Source organism: Bacillota bacterium (assembly GCA_012727955.1).
In the GTDB taxonomy this organism is placed as follows: domain Bacteria; phylum Bacillota; class Limnochordia; order DTU087; family JAAYGB01; genus JAAYGB01.
In genome coordinates this window covers 19,561-38,668 of record JAAYGB010000036.1, presented here as the reverse complement: position 1 = coordinate 38,668, position 19,108 = coordinate 19,561, and the positions used below count along the sequence as shown (strand labels likewise).

The following is a 19,108-nucleotide window of genomic DNA, read 5'->3' as shown; positions in this document are numbered from 1 at the left end:
GAGTTAACTCCCTTCACTCTCAACCCCCCTTGGAATACCTTCCATTGGGCTCTCCGGTTTCCCATTCACCGTGATAAATAACCCAGTTCTGTGGATAGTTTGATGCGGTTCAATCGGTAACAATCGCAGTAGCTCCTCCGGCCTTAGGTTTCCAGCACTACCGGAGGCCACCTCAAAATCAATAGCCAGCTTGTCTAAATCCTGCTCAGTTAACTCATCGGGAGCTGGCGCTACTGAAATATCGAAGAGAAAGGGTCTAATATCTACTTCTCGGATTTTGCCCTTGCGTTCTCTGGTAATCACCACCTGGGGTGATGCCATTAGCTGGTCCGCAGCCTCTGTGACGGCCTCAATATCAACACCCGGGGTGGGACTGGCGATACAACGATAGGTGGCCCGGTCCACCACAGCCATCAATTTCGGAGTGTCCTCGGCTACCAGACTGGCCGCTAGGATCCTGACGCCCTCGGGTAAATAAGCATTCACCTTGGCAGCAAACTCCTCGGGGTTAACAGCTTGTACCAATTCAAAGTCCCCGTACTCTGCCTCACTGGTAATTCCCACTGCCAAGGCCGAAGCGAGGGAGAACTTTGGGCGAGGATGAAATCCCTGTGTGTAGGCTATAGGCATCTGGGCCCGTCGCAGCGCCCTTTCGAAGGCTCGCATCAAATCCAAATGTGAGATGTACCGCACAGGCTGCAATTTTTCATACTTAATTCTGATGATCGCCACCGGTAGCCCCTCCCACTAGCAGATTATCGACTTTTAGTCCCGGACAAACCCCACAGCCGGGACAGGCATCAAAGCGACAATCGGCGGTGGTTTCTGCTCGATAACCTCGATGGCGTTCCCGCAACAAGAACCGATGGGTAACACCGGTATCCACAAATTCCCAGGGGAGTAATTCATCTTCCTGCCGCTCCCGGGGCCCATGCCAATAGGGGTCAACTCCTTGAGCGGCGAAGGCTTCCATCCACAAATCGAACCGGAAATAGTCTGACCAAGAATCGAATTTACATCCCCGACGCCAAGCTTCTTCCAAAACCTCGGCAACCCGCCGATCTCCTCGGGCAAAGACGCTCTCGAGGAAACTGGCTTTCACATCATGGTAGGAAAACTTTATCCCTCTATGCCGCAGATTGTCCCGGAGCAGTGCCTGTTTGCGCTCCAGTTCTGCCATAGAGTCCTGTGCCTCCCATTGAAAGGGTGTGTGGGGTTTAGGAACAAAGGAAGACACACTAACAGTGACCTGGACTCGTCCTGCCTTGCCGGCGGCGCCTCGAATCTCTCGGCCCATCCGGAGTACTTGCTGGGCTAATCGAGCAATCCCGAGAATGTCCTCATCGGTTTCCGTGGGCAATCCAATCATGAAGTACAGCTTGATCTGGTCCCAACCTTTGCGAAAGGCCCCTTCCACAGCGGCCAGCAAATCTGACTCAGTAACATTCTTGTTAATCACATCCCGCAGCCGTTGCGTTCCCGCCTCCGGGGCAAAGGTTAATCCAGTCTTCCTGGTCTTCTGAATTTCATGGGCCAGGTCCACGGAGAAGGAATCCACCCGCAGCGAAGGAAGGGACAGGGCAACGTTGTCATCCCCTAACTCCTTCACCAAATCGATAATCAGATCTTTGATACAGGTGTAATCCCCGGTGCTAAGGGAGGTCAAAGATACTTCATCGTATCCTGTGTTTGCCAACAACGCCCGCACTTGCCCTTTCAATGTCTCGAGACTGCGCTCTCGCACCGGCCGATAGATCATCCCAGCTTGACAGAATCGACATCCCCGGGTGCAGCCCCGGGCCACTTCCACCATCGCTCGGTCGTGAACCACTTCGATTAAGGGTACGACAAACCGCTCCGGATAGGCAGCGGCGTCGAGATCCTTTACTACCCGACGAGTAATCCTAGCGGGAACTCCCTCTTCTATTACCCTTCTCTCCCGCAAGAAACCCTCTGCACCATATTCTACCCGATAAAATTCCGGGACATAAACACCGGGGATCTGGGCCATGCTCTGCAGCAAAGCCTGTCTTGAGCCGCTCTGTTGTTTCCATTGCCGATAACAATCGACAATCTCCAGAACGGCTTCTTCACCATCACCGATGTAGACTACGTCGAGAAAGGGAGCTAAGGGCTCAGGATTGACGCTACAGGGTCCTCCAGAGATAATCAGGGGGTGCTCCTCGGTGCGGTCACAGCTGCGCAGAGGAATCCCAGCCAGATCCAGCATATTGAGGATATTGGTGTAGCTAAGTTCGTACTGTAGGGTAAAACCGACGAGATCAAACTCTTTGATGGGGCGCTTTGATTCCAGGGAGAAGAGGGGAAGCCCATGCTCCCGCATCTTTGCCTCCATATCAACCCAAGGGGCATAGACTCTCTCTGCGGCAACATAGTCCCGTTGATTCAGGATACTATAGAGAATCTTGTACCCCAGGTGCCCCATACCAACGTCATAGATGTCGGGAAAGGCTAGGGCAAAGGTGACATCCACCTTTGACCAATCCTTCTTGACCGCGTTTACCTCCCCTCCGGTGTACCGAGCGGGCTTGCTGACCAGGGGAAGGATGCGATCCAATTGCTCTAGACTAATGCTACTCACCATATACCTCCATTACTGACCTGTGCTATCCACGACCGATAGGCAATAATCTGCCTTCTTCATTATTCCCCATTGGGAAGACTCATTCCTGCCGCCGGTCATTGGCTAGGGGGTTTGGCCTCTCCCACAGGAATGTCGACTCCCCGTTCCAGGAAAACATCGAGCACCTCCCATTCGCTCAACACTTGCTCTACTCGGCCCTCGGCATCGATCACCGCTACCAAATGATACCTTTTGGGACCGAATTTCCTCACTACCTCTCTGACGGGAACGTGGGCCTGGGCCACCAAGGGCTCGGCAGACATCACCCCCTGTTGGGTCAACTCCTCCTTTTTTCCCACCAGATAGCGAATAAAGGTGTAGGGAGCCAGGTTCTTTTCTCGATCCGCGGCAAAAAACACAAAAAAGGCAATGACAATCAAGCTGACATTCACCTGATTGGTATAAAGCAGAGCAATCCCTAACAGGACAAGAATAACACTGATCACCTTAGCTAGGCGTACCGCCTGCTCCGTCGCCTGCCGCCACCCAAGCCTTGGGGTTAAATATGCCCGCAGAATCCTGCCCCCATCCAGGGGCAGCGCGGGAATCAGGTTAAAACCGCCGAGAATCAAATTGGCCTGAATAAAATACTCCACCAGGGGCTCAGAATCGAGATAGGGCCGAATCATCACTCCACAGAGAGCAAGAAAGAAATTGGTCATAGGTCCTACAATAGCAACGGTGGCCTCCACTCCCGGATCATGTTCCAAGGGATCGGAAATCCTTGCTACTCCGCCAAAGGGAAGCAGCTCCACTTCCTCCACCTTGAGCCCAAACCCCCTGGCTGCCAGCCCATGGGCGAATTCGTGGAGCAACACGATGGCAAAGAGCAGCAGGATCTGGGGCAGGATTCCCACCCACCAGGTTAACCCCAGCAACAGGAGAAAAAACCAATTGAGGCGCAGCCTAATTCCCAGTATCTTGCCAACGATCATGGCACCATTCCCCCGACTGCCTCCAACCCAGCTGTTACCGTACGGCAGAAGTTATCCAGCGCGCCGACGAGGCAACGCGATCCAGCAATTGTCCCAAACCAACTCCGTCGAGCCCTTCCAGCACCTGTTGGGTCCATTGGCCTAGGGGAAGCTCCTCCACTCGCTGGGCTGCCTGCCTCCACCCTGACTGGAAGCGATGCAGCAATGTACCCTCGGTCTCGGGCAAGAGCACCACCAACAGCACCAGCACCACTGCAAAGACCAGGTTTCTCAACCAGCGCTCCACAGCCCCACCCCCTCGTCTGATGACAATATATGGGGCGGCTAAAACGAATATGCGGTAAGACAGACCCCACCGGGCTGCCTTACCGCAAGACTTCCATGACTCTTTGATTTCCCTATTACTTGATCAAAAGAGGATCTTCTGCCTTCGCATGTGGACCCCAACCAACAAGCCACAGGCCAACAGGTTAGTTAACAGGGAACTGCCCCCAAAACTAATAAAGGGCAGGGGAATTCCCGTTACCGGCATAATCCCCAGGGTCATCCCCACATTGATCAGAATATGAAACAAAAACATCGATACAATTCCCGTCGCCAACAGGGCCCCGAAGCGATCCTTAGAGGATTGGACCACCTTCAGCCCCCGCTGCAACAACAGCGCAAATAACCCTAAGAGACAGAGGGTGCCGATAAACCCATACTCCTCACCGACAACGGAGAAGATGAAATCTGTGTGATGTTCCGGTAGGAAATTCAGCTGGGTCTGGGACCCTGCAAACATCCCTTTACCAAAGAAACCACCGGACCCGATGGCGATCATCGACTGAATTACATTCCAACCGGCCCCAGTCCGATAGGCGTAGGGGTCCAAAAACACCAGCAGCCGATCCAATTGGTGGGGCTTGAGGATGGTCAAATACCCCTGTTTGGTGAGAATGGCTGCCACGGTAAAGACCGTTAATCCGCTGAGGGCAATGGTTACCAGGTACCGAGCAGGAGCCCCGGCCACCCACAACATCCCAAAGAGAATACCGACAAAGACTAGGGCCGTTCCAAAGTCCGGTTGCAGCAAAATCAAGCCCATGGTCACCCCTACTAGGACAAAGGGACCTACCAAATCCCGCCAGGACTCGATATTCTCCTTCAGCTCCAAGTACCGGGCCAGGGTAATAATTATCGCCAGCTTGGCCAACTCCGCAGGCTGAATTCCTCCCAAGGAGCCAAAGCGCAGCCATCCCGTGGTGCCCTTGACGGTGTTACCGACAATTAAGACTAAGACCAACATTCCCAAGGTAGCAAAGTAGATGGCCCGATAGTACCGGCCAAAAACCCGATAGTCCACGGAAGCTACTACCACCGCCCCAGCTATTCCTACCATCGCCGTCACCAATTGGCGCCGGACATGGTAGAAGGGAGAGCCGATAAGAGGGCCTATGGTACGGTTGGTGGCACTGTAGATCACAATCATCCCAAAGCCAATTAATAGTAGGATCGTCGCCACCAAGACCCAATCCACGTTGCGCAACAGCTTCTTGTCCACCAGCACCAACAACCCTCCCATGTTCAAAGTTTATTCTGCCCCGTGACGAACCCCTGGTAACAAAAAACCTTTCCCAAAAGCCGGAAAGGTTTCTTTTCACCCATGGGAAATACGCATCAATTAATCCCGAGAGCTTTTCACTACCGGGATGGGCTCTCACCGGAACGTTTCAGCTTCAGCACGGGTATATTAGCCACCAAGGCTACGGAACTGTCGCAGTGCTTAAGATCGACAGCAAAGCCCTCGTCATCGATCTCCATATACTTAGAGATCACTGCGATTAATTCTTCTTTGAGAGAGTCCAGTAACTGCGGCGAAATGTCGGCACGATCGTGTACCAGGATCAGCTGCAGCCGTTCCTTGGCTGCCTGTTTGGATCCCCTCGCCGCCCTCTCCTCTTTGTCCCAAAGCTGTCGGAAAAAATCGAACACACTGCCCCCTCCTTAAATTAGCTGCTGTACCCGGCGATGACCCGTTTGATCCGCTGCAGGAAAGAGTCCTCCTCAAGGGACATGAAGGGCACGTCCTCTCCCTTAATCCTGCGAACAATGTTGCGATAGGCTTGTCCAGACTTGCTCTTGGATTCGAGGATCACCGGTTCGCCCCTGTTGGTGGACACAATAATATTCTCGTCGTCGGGAACTACTCCCAACAAGTCAATGGCCAAAAACTCCAGGACGTCCTCTTGTCCCATCATATCGCCCCGTCTGACCATGTCGGGACGGACCCGATTGAGTACCAGCCAATGTTCTCGGATCTCTGCTGCTTCCAGAAGCCCGATAATTCGATCTGCATCCCGGACGGCAGCAACTTCGGGAGTAGTGACAACAATGGCAGCATCGGCCCCGGCAATGGCATTGCGAAATCCGTGTTCAATCCCAGCCGGAGAGTCGACGAGGATGTAGTCAAATTCTTCCCGGAGCATATCCACTACTGACCGCATCTCCTCGGGACTAATCGCGTCCTTTTCCTTGGTCTGGGGCGCCGGTAGGAGAAACAGATTCTGGGTACGCTTGTCCCTAATCAGTGCCTGCTTTAGGCGGCACTGCTCTGCGGCCACATGGGTGATGTCATAGACAATCCTATTTTCCAATCCCAATACCACATCGAGATTACGCAGCCCAATATCCGCGTCAATTAAACAGACTTGATGGCCGGCCATGGCCAGACCGGTACCGATGTTCGCAGTGGTGGTAGTCTTGCCCACTCCACCCTTGCCACTGGTTATGGTTATCACCTTACAAGGCATCATAATACCTCCTGACACCAGAGTCGCTGAGAGGCCTTGAGTCCCTGGCTGATCTAGTTGAACAACAATAGGGGTGAATACTCCTGAACGGCAATTCGATCACCGCTGATTCGTGCAACCTCGGGAAATGCCGGCGTTTCCATGGGGCCATCGGGAGCCCGGGATATGTAGTTGGCGATTCGCAGCTGCATTGGCTGGAGACTCAGGGCCATCACCACCGCGGTGACATCTCCTTGAGAACCGGCATGGGCCATTCCCCGCAGGGTACCTAAAATGATAATATCGCCGGTGGCCACTAACTCCGCCCCGGGATTGACGTCGCCCACTACCACCAAACTGCCGTCATGGACAATCCTTTGACCCGAGCGTAGATTTCGTTTCACGATCAGGGCGTTGTTTCCCGCCCGATGCCAATCGTTATTCGGCAGCACCCCTGCGGTGTGAGCTTGCGATTGGACTGGAGCAAAGCTGACCTTCAATACCATCTCAAATTGTTCCAGCAAAGCAAGGAGTTGCTCCCGCTCCCGATCCGTCCACTGGGCGGGAATACTGTTAATGGTCACCGTCGCTCCTCGCCAGAAGTCCTTGGCTGTCATTAACTTCGCTTCCAGAGCTGCAATCACTGCGGCAAAATCGCTCTTGGGTGCTATAGCAAGGATCAACCCCTCCTTTGTTCCCTTCAGTGAAACCAATTCCTTGCCCATAACACACCTCGTAGATAACTAGTTCATAAAGATCCTGTATTCAGATACATTTTCGCTAGCGGCCGGCGATGTCCTTCCCCAGGGCGAGATTCACTGCACTTCCGCGAGAAAATCCTCTACCTGCCGAATTAAAAGAAAAATGGGCCATGCCACAAGCCCATTGCACAGGACCACCGGTCCCATCACCTGGGTCAGAATGTAACCCAGGGGTAGGGTGCGGCCAAAGGCCATCATCAATAGCCAATAACCCACCTGCTGCACCAAAGTACCGGCAACTACAGTAAGTATCGGCACAATCATGTTGTCTTTAAAGAATTTCGGTTCCAAAAGGCCAATGATCCAACCCACCAGCCCATTGGTCAGGGCAGCCATGCCCAGGAAATACCCCGTCAATAAATCCGTGATCATCCCTCCGATGATTCCTGCCCCGGCCCCGAGCTTGGGCCCGCGATGCAAAGCCACGCCGATGGTGATAACGGTAATTAGGTCGGGGCGAAAGGGGCCAAACCAGGTGGGAAACACCGTCATCTGCAGCAGTACAGCCACCAAGGACAAGAGAAGATAACTACCAAACCACATGGTACTCCCCCTACCATCTTGACTTGTCCAGGGTCTAGTGTTCAATTTCCTCCTCGTCCCCTTCATCGGTAGATAGCAAGACAAATACCACATCTAAACGACTAAAATCAACTCCTGGCTCTAAAACGCCGGTCTTATTGTCACCATAGGGATCAGCGGTCACATCGACTACAGTGCCCAGGAGAAGTCCCCCAGGGAAAATCCGACTGTTTCCGGAGGTAACTACCTGGTCTCCCTCCTGCAGTTGGGAATCCCGGACTAGGGAGCGAACCACGGGGCTTTCCGGTTGGGAGGATTGTCCTGTTACCAAGACCAATTCCCCGTTATCCACCAATCGGCCGCCAATGGAACTGCGGGAGTCCAGCATCAGCATTACCTCCGCGGTCCTGGCGGTGACGTTGCGCACCTGGCCCACTACTCCCTCCGGGGCCACAACGGCCATTCCCGGCCGCACGCCGTCCTTCATGCCCCGATTAATCAAAGCAAAGTTGTGCCAGTTTACCGGCTCTTGTCCCACCACTTCCGCGGCCAGTATCTCATATCGGTGATTGTCCCGGAAGCTGAGGGCCCGGCGCAGAATCATCACCTGGCGCTCATATCCGGCACTAACGGCCAACTGCATCTCCAGCTGCCGGATCTCTTCCTCTAGCTGTCGATTGGCGGCCGCCAGTTGGGACACCTCCGCTAGATTCCCAAAGAAGTTCTCAATGCTTTGGGCCGCCTGGGTCAATCCACGGGCTACGGGCGCGACAAAGTCCCGGAGTAAAGCTTCAACGCCGGTAATTTCTCTGCGGGAATAACTAGTTACGTAAATGGTAGCGGCTATGGTCAAGATCACTACCACAACCGCTACCCATCGCCAACGTTTCAAGTCCCATTTCAAGGGTACCACCTGTATCAGCTGTGAGGTTTACGGTCAATTAGCCCAGTCGTTTCTGGGTAATCAACACACGTTGCAGGACATTAAAATGCTCCAGGGCGGTGCCTGTCCCGATGACCACCGCGGTTAACGGATCTTCCGCCAAATACACCGGCATGCCGGTCTCATCGGACAGCAACCGATCCAAACCAGACAACAACGCGCCTCCTCCGGCCATCACGATACCCTTGTCCATAATGTCGGCAGCCAACTCCGGGGGCGTTCGCTCCAAAGTCACCTTGACCGCTTCTACTATCGACGCAATGGGTTCCGCCAAGGCCTCATGGATTTCCTTGGCCGTTACAGCAACGGTCTTGGGCAATCCGGTCACCAGGTCTCGACCGCGGACCTCTTTATGCACACCATCTTCGGCCTCCGCGGGATGGGCGGTACCCACCTCGTGCTTGATGTCTTCGGCGGTTCGCTCACCGATGAGCAAATTGTATGTACGCCGCACATGCTGGACGATGGCTTCATCCATGTCGTCTCCGCCGATCCGAATTGAGCGATGGGACACTATTCCACCCAAGGAAATTACCGCCACCTCGGTGGTGCCGCCACCGATATCAACAATCATATTTCCCGTGGGCTCCTGCACAGGAAGTCCCGCTCCAATGGCCGCGGCCATTGGTTCTTCAATCAGCCGTGCATCCTTTGCTCCCGCAGACAGTGTCGCGTCAATCACCGCGCGTTTCTCCACTTCCGTCACCCCAGAGGGTACTGCCACCACCACTCGGGGCCGAAAGATGCCCCGCTTGCGGCTGGCCAGCCCAATGAAGTGCCGAAGCATTCGCTCCGTGACATCGAAGTCGGCGATGACTCCGTCCTTCATCGGCCGCACCGCGACAATATTGCCGGGAGTACGACCGACCATTCGTTTTGCTTCATTACCCACCGCCAGAATCTCGTTGCTATCCCGCTCAATAGCCACTACCGACGGCTCCTGCAGTACAATTCCCTTGCCCTTCACGTATACCAAAGAGTTAGCAGTCCCCAGGTCAATTCCCATATCTTTGGAGAGCCCAAACATTGCCTTCGCCCCTTCTCCGGTCTATAGTGGGCTATCCGACCCCACCCTGATCAAACCTCGTTCACTTAAACTAATGAAGCAATTGTCACCGATAATAATATGATCCAAGACGTTAATCCCCAACAACCGGCCCGCGGCAACGATCCGGCGGGTCACCTCCAAGTCCTCGGAACTAGGTTCGGGATCACCGCTGGGATGATTGTGGACCAGGATCACCGCGCAACAACTGCGACGGATACATTCTTTGAACAATTCTCGGGGATGAACGATAGAAGAATTGAGATTGCCAATGGAAATGACGGGAGTGTCAATCACTCTGTGTTTAGTATCCAGTAAGATGATGCGGAAATACTCTCGATCTAGATGTTTCATCTCCATCATCAGGAGATCTGCGGCATCCCGTGGCGAGCGCACCTGTGGACCCGAACCTCGACTGGCCTCCGCCAAGCGAAAACTCAACTCCGCCGCCGCCAAAAGGACGCATGCCTTGGCTGGGCCCACACCCTTAATCTGCTGCAGCTCCTCCACGGTCATATCGACCAATCCCGTTAGTCCTCTAGCTTGTACCAGTATCTTTTCTGCCAATTGTAGTGCACTTTCGCTGGCTGTTCCCGTTCCCAACAGCAACGCCAACAATTCTCGATTAGATAGTGCCGCCGCACCATACTTCAACAACTTCTCCCGTGGTCTTTCCGATTCAGGTAAATCACGAATTAATAGAGTGGACACTTACCAGCCCTCCAGCCTAACATCGGGCATGGCTGGTGTCGGCTTACCACTGTCTCCAAGGGGGCAATCCCAGTTCGTTGAGCCTCTGGCACAAACTCCCGAGGGGTAGACCTACCACATTGAAATAGCATCCCTCGACACCCGATACGAAGGCAGCAGCTCGACCCTGAATCCCATAGGCACCGGCCTTGTCATAGGGTTCGCCGGTCTTGACGTAGGCCGCAATCTCAGCCGGAGTCAGATCCCGGAAGGTAACCCGAGTGGTTTCCGCCCAGACCGACGTGGTCTGCACCACTCCTTGCTCGGCTGCCAACAGGCATACCCCGGTGACCACCTCATGGGTCTGTCCCTGAAGGGTCTGCAGCATTCCAATCGCTTCTCCTTCGTCCCCTGGCTTTCCCAGCATTTGCCCCTGGAAAGCCACCACGGTATCGGCGGCCAAGACCAAACACCGGGGGCTTGTCCCTTGACTCCAATCGTACCGAGCCACAACATCCTTAGCCTTGAGCTGGGCTAGTTCCATCGTCAGCGACGCCGGAGCAGAGGCAGAGACTCTGCTTTCATCCACCTGAGGGACGAGGATCCGCGCCTTCAGTCCAATTTGCTCCAATAGTTCCTTCCTGCGTGGTGAGGCAGACGCCAAAATTAGCTCCACAAACGAACCTCCCAAATACTTCTTAGTCTCTTTCTGCAGATAGCGGGCAAACTCCTTCGTTAAGAGCAGAAACCCAGGGCAAATAGAAGGGGCGCGAAGGGAAGGCCGCACTCCCCCTCGCGCCCGGTGTTTACCCCGTCAATTTAGTCCTTACTCTGCTGACAAGAAATTCTCCGCCATACTCAAGTAGCGCTCACCGGTATCCGGCAAAATCGCCAGTACCCTCTTGCCTGCCCCCAGCTTCTTGGCCACCTGCAAAGCGGCAACCACAGCAGCTCCACTGGAAACACCGACTAAAATCCCCTCTTCCCGAGCCAAGCGACCCGCGGCCTGGAAGGCGTCGTTATCCTCGACGGTGACAATCTCATCGAGAACCTCGGTGTCTAGAACCTGAGGCACAAAGCCTGCTCCGATGCCCTGAATCCTGTGGGAACCTGGCTGTCCTCCAGAAAGAACTGGAGAGTTTACCGGTTCCACGGCCACGATCTTTACTTCAGGCAACCTTTCCTTCAAAACCTTGCCGACACCGGTAACCGTTCCCCCAGTCCCAATCCCGGAGACAAAGGCATCCAGTTGTCCCTCCATCTGCTCCCAAACTTCCGCGGCAGTGGTTTGGAGATGAATTTCTGGGTTGGCGGGATTTTCAAACTGCTGGGGCATAAAGTAACCAGGATTACTTTCGACCAACTCCATCGCCTTGGCGATGGCTCCCTTCATCCCCTCGGTCCCAGGGGTCAGCACCAACTCAGCGCCATACATCTGCAGCAGCCGACGCCGTTCAATGCTCATGGTATCGGGCATCACCAAGATGCACCGATATCCCTTGGCCGCGGCCACCATTGCCAGTCCTACCCCGGTATTGCCGCTGGTTGGCTCGACGATGGTACCTCCGGGCTTCAAGGCTCCCGCTTCTTCTGCCCTTTTCACCATGTTGGCTGCGATGCGGTCCTTGACACTACCGCCGGGATTAAAGGACTCTAGCTTTACCCAAACTTCCGCGGAACCCTCGGGAACAACTCTATTTAGTTTGACCACCGGCGTTTGTCCGATTAGACTCACGATGCTATCGGCTTTCCTAGCCATAACCATAACCCCCAAATCATCGGTTGGTCTCAACCAACGGGTTCAATCTCTGGTATTCCACTCGGAATTCTCGGATTTAGTTTACCAAAACAGTAAAGCTCTGTCAACAACGGGATTCTTTGCCTAGACTAACCTTTACTGACAGCCAGAAGCTGTTCCGCCTGCATTGCCGCCACCGCTCCGTCGGCCACGGCGGTTACGATCTGGCGGAGGGGCTTGGTGCGCACATCACCGGCGGCGAATATGCCGGGAACCGATGTGACGCAATCCTCACCGGCCTGAATGAATCCCATCCCATCCAGTTCCACCAACCCATTCAGGAAACTGACGTTGGGATTCTGGCCAATGTAAACAAAGACTCCATCGATATCCAGGTTAGTAATTTCGTTGGTTTTCACATTCCGCAGGACAACGCCATTGACGGTCTTGTTCCCCTGAATTGCTTCCACCACCGAGTTCCAGATGAACTGCATTTTTTCATTGTCCCTGGCCCGCTGCTGCAGTACCGGACTGGCCCGCAGCTCATCCCGGCGGTGAACGATGGTGACGGATTTGGCAAACCTGGTCAGGAACAGTCCTTCCTCTACAGCGGAGTCTCCTCCACCGACGACAATCAGTCGCTTGTCGCGGAAAAAGGCGCCATCGCAGGTGGCGCAATAGGACACCCCTCGTCCCTGGAACTCTTCCTCCCCGGGAACTCCCAGCTTCCGAGGGGTGGAGCCGGACGCGACAATCACCGTTCGGGCCAGGATCGGTTCGTTCCCTTCACCCATATCCAAAGTAAAACCCGTTTCCAAGGAACCGGAGATGCCTTGGACCTGCCCAAATTCAATCTCAGCGCCCCACTCCCTGGCCTGGGCCTCCATCTTCTGGGAAATCGTTGGGCCATCCACTACTCCCAGCCCCGGGTAGTTTTCCACCACCGCGGTGGTAAACATCTGTCCCCCGGTACCCATTCCTTCGATTACCCTTACCGAAAGCAAAGCTCTGCCGGCATACAAAGCCGCGGTTAACCCCGCCGGTCCGCCGCCAATTACCGCGACGTCTACGGGATTGGCTGTCTTATCAGTCATCGCCACTTGCGCCTCCCATATCAACCACTAATTCTAGTGTGTCCACTTTAAGTGAGTAAATTTGGCTTCCCGCCTTGGATCACCAGGAACTACTTGCGGGATGAAGCCTTTATTTTTCTTTGCCTTACCACCCTTTTTTCCCTTTCCCCCGGTAGAGTAAACTCGTCATCGGGCGCCGGGGGCCCCATCAAGGACTAATAGTAGCTGCGAACCAGGTGAGCACCGGGATAGTAATACAGAAGAATATCATCGTACTTGTACCCCGCTGCCGCCAGACCATCCGCGCCATATTGGGACAGTCCAACGCCATGACCATTGCCTCGCAAATGAAAGATCACGCCCTGGGGGTTAGGTTCCAGAGTAAACCACGCCGACCGAAGTCCCAGCCGCTCCCGCACCTGGCGGGAGTTAAACCGGTGTTCCCCCAATACCAAAGCCTTGGTGCGACCATTGGGATAGGCCTCCACCCTGGGAACAACCTTGCCCTGAGCCAACTCCTGGGGAGCAAGGGCTAATCCCAGCCCATCGGTCAGCTGCTGCCAGGAAATAAACACCTCGGTGCGCCAATAGGGTGAGTGCTCCTCCCAGGGGCTGGGTACCGACCGCAGGTAGGGCACCGCGGTGGAGTAGTAATCCTCGGAATTGGCGGTCACTCCGCCACTGGTGGAATGATACAAGGCATCAATCAGCTGGCCGTTGTAGGTGAGTACCTGTCCCCGGGTCGAGGTTACCGCCAAGCGAATCTTGGGCCAGGCGACGAGGAATTTGGCCATCCCCCAAGTGGCCCGCAGTTGTTCCACTGATCGATAGGCCTGGGACACCCTGTGATCCGAGGAGACGTGGGCATTGGTGCCGGGAAGGGTTTGTTTGGCGATGATCCGCTGCAGAGCATAGGTACGGGCGGTAACGGCACCGGCCTTGAGGGCCTCTAGGCCAAAGGTTGCCGGCATCTCCGCTGCCAGGACTCCGGCCACATACTCCTCCAGGGAAAGACTGATCTCTTTCCCGATGTCGGCCTGCAGCAGAGTAATTTTCCATTCATTTCCCCGAGAGAAATAGTCCATGAAGCTGACGGCCACAAACACCCCGGCCAGGACCAAAGCAAGGAGCACTCCGACCGTCAGTCTGCGGTGTCCAAACCGACGACGACTATAGATAAAGCGATAGAAACGATAGCGATAATACCGGAGTGACAACAAGATTAATCCCCCCATAGCACTCATGATATGGGGGGAGAGGTCTACTCAGAACTGCAATTGCTGGGATTGCCACCCAAGCCTCGAAACTAGGCAGCCTTGCTCAAGAGCCTTTCCTGATCGACAAACAGCCATCCCAGCACCCCGGCCACGCCGGTAATCGCGGCAGCAGCGGCAAACAACCAAGGGCTATCAAAGCCAATCAGACCAAAGGCCGGTGGCCCCACGGCAACCCCGGTAAACCGCACCGTTCCGTACAAAGCGGTGATAATCCCCCGCTCCTCAGGGTCAGCGGAGCCGGTTATCAAGGTGTTCAACGGCGGCAGTACCATGCCAATTCCCAGGCCGGCGATCACCACAACGGCAAAGAAGTACCAGGGGCTGTCAAAGATGGGAATGGTAAACAAGGCCGCGGCGGTCAAGGCCATCCCCAGTACAATGGTCGCCTTGAGTAAGTGCTTTCGCCTTTGCAGCCAGATTCCACCAAAGAAGGAGGTGGCGGCCATCACCGTGACCGGGACAGCAATGGCAAAACCCTTGCGCAGGTTATACAAATGAAACTTTTGCTCCAGGACATCGGAGAGGTAACTGAGCAGTCCAAAGAGCATTCCCAAAGCAACAAATCCCACCACAAAGGTTACCGCCAAGGACAGTCCCTTTTCCTTGATGATTTCCTTCACCGAAGAAAAATACTGGGCGGTGCTTTTCCCTTCTCCTCCGGGATTGGATTCCTTCACCGCCAACAGGACCAATACGGCCACGGGGATGGAGAAAATCCCGTAGACAAAAAAGGGTAAGTACCAACTGATGGCCATGGCCGCCGAACCTAAAATGGGACTGACTACTTTCCCCAGGCCGTTGCTGGCTTCCAGCGCCCCTAGAGTTCTGGGCATATTCTCCCGGCCGTACAAATCCCCGGCCAGGGCCATGGCCAACTGATAGGTCCCGCCGGCACCGGCACCTTGAATGATTCGCCCTGCGATAATCACCTTGTAGGGATCCCGTAACCACAGTGAGGCAAGTCCGGCCACCAGACCCCCCAAGCCATAGACCACCAGGGCAGGCACAATGATCTTCTTGCGGCCAATCCGGTCAGACAAGAACCCTGCGAAGGGAATCAACAGGCCTGCCGGCAAAGAAAAGGCCGTTACCAACAGACCCACTTGAAACTGTGATAAAGACAAAGCCGATTCTATCTTGGGAAACACTGGGATCAACATGGAGTTTCCCAAGACCATGACAAACGGTACCAGGCACAGGGCGACAAAGGCCAAGGACCAGAGGTTGACCCTGCCGGGACCTGCCCCGCCCTGCCCAGCGCCGGACTTCACTACCCTACCCACTTCGCCGCTGACTCGGTCTCCTGGACCACTTCTAATGGACACAGTTCTACCCCTTTACATTACTTGACAATGTCGTACCCGGCGCCGGCAATGGCCCCTTCGATGGCCTCGGTATCCACCTGTTCGGCGTTGTACTCCACCGTCACCGTTTGTTTGTCTAGGTCTACCTCAATCCTGTCGATACCATGGAGTTTGCCGACATTGTCCTTAATGGCCTGAACACAATGTTGACAGGACATGCCATCCACCCGAAACTCCTGGCGTCTTGGTAGAGCCATACTCTCTCCTCCCTTCCCTGGCAGCTCAAGTGCTAGCAAGGCTAGTATTCCCTCATCCCACCAGGGTTAACGAATAAATCCTAGGCACCGGTCCTTGCTTTTTACCAGGGAAGGAAAAGTTTCCGGGGTACCGAACTGCTTAGGCAATACCGACAGCTGCTAACGACAAGGAGGCGAACCCGTGGCAACCTTTGGTGGAAAAGAGTACACAAGGGAGCAACTGCTGGAATACGTCGGCTCCATGGATCAAATCGCACCCATCGAAGCCAAGACCTACATCGATGGTAAAGCCAAGGGCGTGAGAACCGTCGAGCTTGACAACGGCAGTGGCTTATCCTTGGAAGTGCTGGTGGACCGCTGTCTAGATTTGGGGGCCGTCCGTTACTGCGGCCAGTCCCTCAATTGGTTGTCGGCGGTGGGAGTAACCCACCCCGCCTACTATGACAACACTGAACGACGCTGGCTGCGCACCTTCGGTGGTGGTTTCTTGGCCACCTGTGGACTGACCACCGCGGGAGCGGCGGCTAGCGACGAAGGCGAAGCCCTGGGAATGCATGGGCGCATCGGTAATACGCCCGGGGAAAGGGTGAGCTACCGGGGCTATTGGAAAGGGGACGATTACTACCTGGAATGTCGTGGAATAGTGAGGGAAACAGAGGTTTTCGCCGCCAATCTGACCTTAGAGCGACGCATTGCGATGAAATTGGGAGAGCCGGCCTTCTGGGTGGAGGATAAAGTGACCAATGCCGGATACCAAACCACACCCCTGATGCTTTTGTATCACATTAATTTGGGATTTCCCCTCATCGGTCCCGACACCCGACTGGTAACCCCTGCCCAAAAAATCCTTCCCCGGGACGATATCGCCGCCCCGGGCATCGACACCTACGCCGAGTTTACCCCACCGATTCCCGGTTATCAGGAGCAGGTTTTCTACCATGAAATGAACCCCAGCGACGGTCCTGTCACGGTTAAGGTGATTAACCCCAGCCTCAATGGATGGTCGGGTATGGCCCTCCATTACAACACAGCCCAATTGCCGAAGTTTACTCAATGGAAGATGACCGCCCAAGGAGAATACGTCCTGGGTCTGGAGCCTGCCAACTGCTGGGTCGAAGGGCGAGCCAAAGAACGGGAGCGGGGGACGCTGCAGTTTCTCGAGCCAGGGGAGTCCCGCTGTTACCACCTCAAGGTGGAAATTTTACCCTAGATCAAAAAAGACGGTTGAGACCCCTTCCCAACCGTCCTTTGCTCTCTTGCCTGAGCACTATACTCTTAGCAATGTCCTACATCTCTTTGTTCGTTAGTTCGTAGTCTGTACCACCAGCACCGGATACCCCTTAGCCTTGAGAGTCTCCGAGAGCGCTTCGGCATTGGACCTTTGCGCAAAGGCTCCCACCTGAACTCGGAAGGGGCCAGTCCCAGCGATAGTGGTGGGCAGTCCCTCTTCTTCCTTCAGACGCTGAGCCAGAGCTTCAGCATTGGAGCGCACCGAAAAGGCTCCCACTTGAACGCGATACAACACACTAGGTGCCGCTGCCGGCTCCGACCGAGTCGATTGACTGGTCCTTTGTGGACTCGGTGTACTAGCCGGCTGGGGGGCTGGCGATTCTTGAGCTACCCTGTCACCATTGACGGTGACAGACCGAACCTGACGCGCGGCAGGAGGACCGGTCAGCATCTCCACAGCATAGGAGCCCACCAGGTAACCGAGAAAAGTACCAACGGCCGCGGTGGCAACCACTCCTCCAATCACGAAAAACAGTTCACTGGCTTTTGAGCCTTTCCCAGCCTTTGCCACATCCTCACCCCCACATCGTCAAAATTCGGCTCAGCGGGAAGTATTCCTTCTCCCGTTGCCGGGATCTGGATCAAGATTTCCCAACAATTCCTTCACCGCTCCCACCAGATACAAGGAACCACAGACGCAGAGCAACCCTCCTGGGGGCAGAATTTCCAAGGCCGTCGTCAGGGCAGTTTTCGGCTCCTGGGCTAGATAAACATCAACACCCTGTCCTTGACAGACATCGGCAATGGTCTGCATCGGCACCGCAGGAGTACGGGAATGACCCACCTCGGTCACCACAAAGGAGACCCCGGGGCGAATCAGGGCCTGGACCATATCGGCCACCGGCTTCTTCCCCGTCAAACCAAAGAGATAGACGATGGGAAGCTTAGGCCAGCGTTGATCCAGGGTTCTTTTCAAGGAGTGAGCCCCATCGAGATTGTGGGCCCCATCGAGCACTATGGTGGGACTGGTGCGAATCACTTCCATCCGTCCCGGCCAACTTACCCGCTCCAGACCCTGTCGCAATGCGCCCTCTGGGACGGGCAGACCCAGGTCACCGACGACAGAGATCACCGCCTTGGCCAGAGCGCAGTTGGCCACTTGATACACCCCTTGCAGGGGCAGCCTGATGGTAAATCCATCCTGCCAAGATAGCTCCATCCCCGAGTCCAGCAATTGGTACTCCGGCAGAACCTCCCGGGAAACATGAATCAGAGGTGAGCCTTTTGCCGCCGCCTCCTGGCCGATCACGGCCAGTACCCCGTCGTCTTGGGGACCAACTATCACCGGTCGACGGGGACGAATAATGCCGGCCTTTTCCCGAGCGATCTTGGCTAGGCTGTCGCCTAAGACTTCCCCATGGTCCCAAGCAATATGGGTGATCACCGACACCAGACAATCCCCGATGTTGGTGGCATCTAGACGGCCTCCCAATCCCGTTTCGACAATCGCCACATCCACTTCCTTGGCCGCCAGATACTCAAAGGCCAGCAGGGTAGTGACTTCAAAAAAGGTCATCGGGTCATCGGCGGTCGCAACGGCCTTGGCCACCTCAATAACCCTGCGGCCATACTCCTCGATTTCACCATCGGTAATGCACTGACCATCGATGCGAATTCGCTCATTGAACCGCACCAAGTGGGGTGAGGTGTATAGGCCCGTGCGATAGCCCGCGGCCTGGAGCACCGAAGCCAACATGGCACAGGTAGAGCCCTTTCCATTGGTCCCGGCAACGTGAATCACCTTGAGCCGGTCCTGGGGATTGCCCAAGAGGGCCAAGGCTTTGGTCATACGAAGCAGGCCAGGTTTGGAACCAAACCTGGCCAAGGAATCTAGATACTGCTTAACCCCCACCATCGT

Annotated in this window: 21 protein-coding genes; 1 reads left to right on the top strand and 20 read right to left on the bottom strand. The window is 55.1% G+C overall.

What is annotated here, in order from left to right; translation table 11 throughout:
- Window positions 1-3 precede the first annotated feature (3 nt).
- The 18 genes from GX030_06650 to GX030_06565 all read right to left on the bottom strand — a co-directional run bounded on the left by GX030_06650 (window position 4) and on the right by GX030_06565 (window position 15,960).
- Window positions 4-732 (bottom strand): DUF2344 domain-containing protein, encoded by a 729-nt coding sequence (locus tag GX030_06650; protein NLV92055.1) that lies wholly within the window; start codon window positions 730-732, stop codon window positions 4-6.
- A complete protein-coding gene (locus GX030_06645) occupies window positions 713-2,605 on the bottom strand; it encodes a TIGR03960 family B12-binding radical SAM protein (GenBank protein NLV92054.1) in 1,893 nt (630 codons plus the stop codon). The genes GX030_06650 and GX030_06645 overlap by 20 nt, the downstream gene beginning before the upstream one ends.
- A gap of 95 nt (window positions 2,606-2,700) precedes the next feature.
- Window positions 2,701-3,579 carry a peptidase M50 gene (locus GX030_06640; GenBank protein NLV92053.1) on the bottom strand — a complete coding sequence of 293 codons (879 nt, stop codon included), beginning with the start codon at window positions 3,577-3,579 and terminating at the stop codon, window positions 2,701-2,703.
- A gap of 34 nt (window positions 3,580-3,613) precedes the next feature.
- Window positions 3,614-3,865, bottom strand: a complete 252-nt coding sequence (locus GX030_06635; protein NLV92052.1) for a hypothetical protein — start codon at window positions 3,863-3,865, stop codon at window positions 3,614-3,616.
- A 123-nt stretch (window positions 3,866-3,988) separates the two neighbouring features.
- Entirely contained in the window at window positions 3,989-5,143 is a 1,155-nt protein-coding gene (gene rodA, locus GX030_06630) for a rod shape-determining protein RodA (protein NLV92051.1), read from the bottom strand.
- A 119-nt stretch (window positions 5,144-5,262) separates the two neighbouring features.
- Complete coding sequence (gene minE / locus GX030_06625) at window positions 5,263-5,553, bottom strand: cell division topological specificity factor MinE (protein ID NLV92050.1); 291 nt, start codon at window positions 5,551-5,553, stop codon at window positions 5,263-5,265.
- A 17-nt stretch (window positions 5,554-5,570) separates the two neighbouring features.
- On the bottom strand, window positions 5,571-6,371 hold the full coding sequence (gene minD, locus GX030_06620; GenBank protein NLV92049.1) for a septum site-determining protein MinD: 801 nt from the start codon (window positions 6,369-6,371) through the stop codon (window positions 5,571-5,573).
- A 53-nt stretch (window positions 6,372-6,424) separates the two neighbouring features.
- The gene (minC, locus tag GX030_06615) at window positions 6,425-7,033 is read right to left on the bottom strand and encodes a septum site-determining protein MinC (GenBank protein ID NLV92048.1); all 609 of its coding nucleotides are present in this window, start codon (window positions 7,031-7,033) and stop codon (window positions 6,425-6,427) included.
- A gap of 132 nt (window positions 7,034-7,165) precedes the next feature.
- Window positions 7,166-7,654: a rod shape-determining protein MreD gene (gene mreD, locus GX030_06610; protein NLV92047.1), complete on the bottom strand. Its 489-nt coding sequence runs from the start codon at window positions 7,652-7,654 to the stop codon at window positions 7,166-7,168.
- Window positions 7,655-7,688: 34 nt separating this feature from the next.
- The gene (gene mreC, locus GX030_06605) at window positions 7,689-8,537 is read right to left on the bottom strand and encodes a rod shape-determining protein MreC (protein NLV92046.1); all 849 of its coding nucleotides are present in this window, start codon (window positions 8,535-8,537) and stop codon (window positions 7,689-7,691) included.
- A gap of 37 nt (window positions 8,538-8,574) precedes the next feature.
- Window positions 8,575-9,603 carry a rod shape-determining protein gene (locus tag GX030_06600; GenBank protein NLV92045.1) on the bottom strand — a complete coding sequence of 343 codons (1,029 nt, stop codon included), beginning with the start codon at window positions 9,601-9,603 and terminating at the stop codon, window positions 8,575-8,577.
- Window positions 9,604-9,624: 21 nt separating this feature from the next.
- Window positions 9,625-10,332 (bottom strand): DNA repair protein RadC, encoded by a 708-nt coding sequence (gene radC / locus GX030_06595; GenBank protein NLV92044.1) that lies wholly within the window; start codon window positions 10,330-10,332, stop codon window positions 9,625-9,627.
- Between the two features lie 43 nt (window positions 10,333-10,375).
- A complete protein-coding gene (locus GX030_06590; GenBank protein NLV92043.1) occupies window positions 10,376-10,987 on the bottom strand; it encodes a septum formation inhibitor Maf in 612 nt (203 codons plus the stop codon).
- Window positions 10,988-11,137: 150 nt separating this feature from the next.
- Complete coding sequence (cysK, locus tag GX030_06585) at window positions 11,138-12,070, bottom strand: cysteine synthase A (protein NLV92042.1); 933 nt, start codon at window positions 12,068-12,070, stop codon at window positions 11,138-11,140.
- Between the two features lie 128 nt (window positions 12,071-12,198).
- Complete coding sequence (trxB, locus tag GX030_06580; protein ID NLV92041.1) at window positions 12,199-13,143, bottom strand: thioredoxin-disulfide reductase; 945 nt, start codon at window positions 13,141-13,143, stop codon at window positions 12,199-12,201.
- 194 nt (window positions 13,144-13,337) lie between these two features.
- Window positions 13,338-14,342, bottom strand: a complete 1,005-nt coding sequence (gene spoIID, locus GX030_06575) for a stage II sporulation protein D (protein NLV92040.1) — start codon at window positions 14,340-14,342, stop codon at window positions 13,338-13,340.
- An 86-nt stretch (window positions 14,343-14,428) separates the two neighbouring features.
- A complete protein-coding gene (locus GX030_06570) occupies window positions 14,429-15,724 on the bottom strand; it encodes an MFS transporter (GenBank protein ID NLV92039.1) in 1,296 nt (431 codons plus the stop codon).
- Between the two features lie 17 nt (window positions 15,725-15,741).
- Complete coding sequence (locus tag GX030_06565) at window positions 15,742-15,960, bottom strand: heavy-metal-associated domain-containing protein (GenBank protein ID NLV92038.1); 219 nt, start codon at window positions 15,958-15,960, stop codon at window positions 15,742-15,744.
- 181 nt (window positions 15,961-16,141) lie between these two features.
- Between GX030_06565 and GX030_06560 the strand changes: the two genes are divergently transcribed.
- Window positions 16,142-17,170 (top strand): aldose 1-epimerase family protein, encoded by a 1,029-nt coding sequence (locus GX030_06560; GenBank protein NLV92037.1) that lies wholly within the window; start codon window positions 16,142-16,144, stop codon window positions 17,168-17,170.
- 93 nt (window positions 17,171-17,263) lie between these two features.
- Here the strand turns inward: GX030_06560 and GX030_06555 are convergent, their stop codons facing one another.
- Together GX030_06555 and GX030_06550 are read right to left on the bottom strand one after the other, a co-directional pair.
- Window positions 17,264-17,761, bottom strand: a complete 498-nt coding sequence (locus GX030_06555) for an SPOR domain-containing protein (GenBank protein NLV92036.1) — start codon at window positions 17,759-17,761, stop codon at window positions 17,264-17,266.
- Between the two features lie 30 nt (window positions 17,762-17,791).
- Entirely contained in the window at window positions 17,792-19,105 is a 1,314-nt protein-coding gene (locus GX030_06550; protein NLV92035.1) for a bifunctional folylpolyglutamate synthase/dihydrofolate synthase, read from the bottom strand.
- Between the last annotated feature and the right edge of the window lie 3 nt (window positions 19,106-19,108).

Coding starts and splice junctions, on each gene's coding strand:
- GX030_06645 (NLV92054.1), bottom strand. CDS start 2,605: ATGGTGAGTAGCATTAGTCTAGAGCAATTGGATCGCATCCTTCCCCTG.
- GX030_06640 (NLV92053.1), bottom strand. CDS start 3,579: ATGATCGTTGGCAAGATACTGGGAATTAGGCTGCGCCTCAATTGGTTT.
- rodA (NLV92051.1), bottom strand. CDS start 5,143: ATGGGAGGGTTGTTGGTGCTGGTGGACAAGAAGCTGTTGCGCAACGTG.
- minD (NLV92049.1), bottom strand. CDS start 6,371: ATGCCTTGTAAGGTGATAACCATAACCAGTGGCAAGGGTGGAGTGGGC.
- mreD (NLV92047.1), bottom strand. CDS start 7,654: ATGTGGTTTGGTAGTTATCTTCTCTTGTCCTTGGTGGCTGTACTGCTG.
- GX030_06600 (NLV92045.1), bottom strand. CDS start 9,603: ATGTTTGGGCTCTCCAAAGATATGGGAATTGACCTGGGGACTGCTAAC.
- cysK (NLV92042.1), bottom strand. CDS start 12,070: ATGGCTAGGAAAGCCGATAGCATCGTGAGTCTAATCGGACAAACGCCG.
- trxB (NLV92041.1), bottom strand. CDS start 13,143: ATGACTGATAAGACAGCCAATCCCGTAGACGTCGCGGTAATTGGCGGC.
- GX030_06565 (NLV92038.1), bottom strand. CDS start 15,960: ATGGCTCTACCAAGACGCCAGGAGTTTCGGGTGGATGGCATGTCCTGT.
- GX030_06550 (NLV92035.1), bottom strand. CDS start 19,105: ATGGTGGGGGTTAAGCAGTATCTAGATTCCTTGGCCAGGTTTGGTTCC.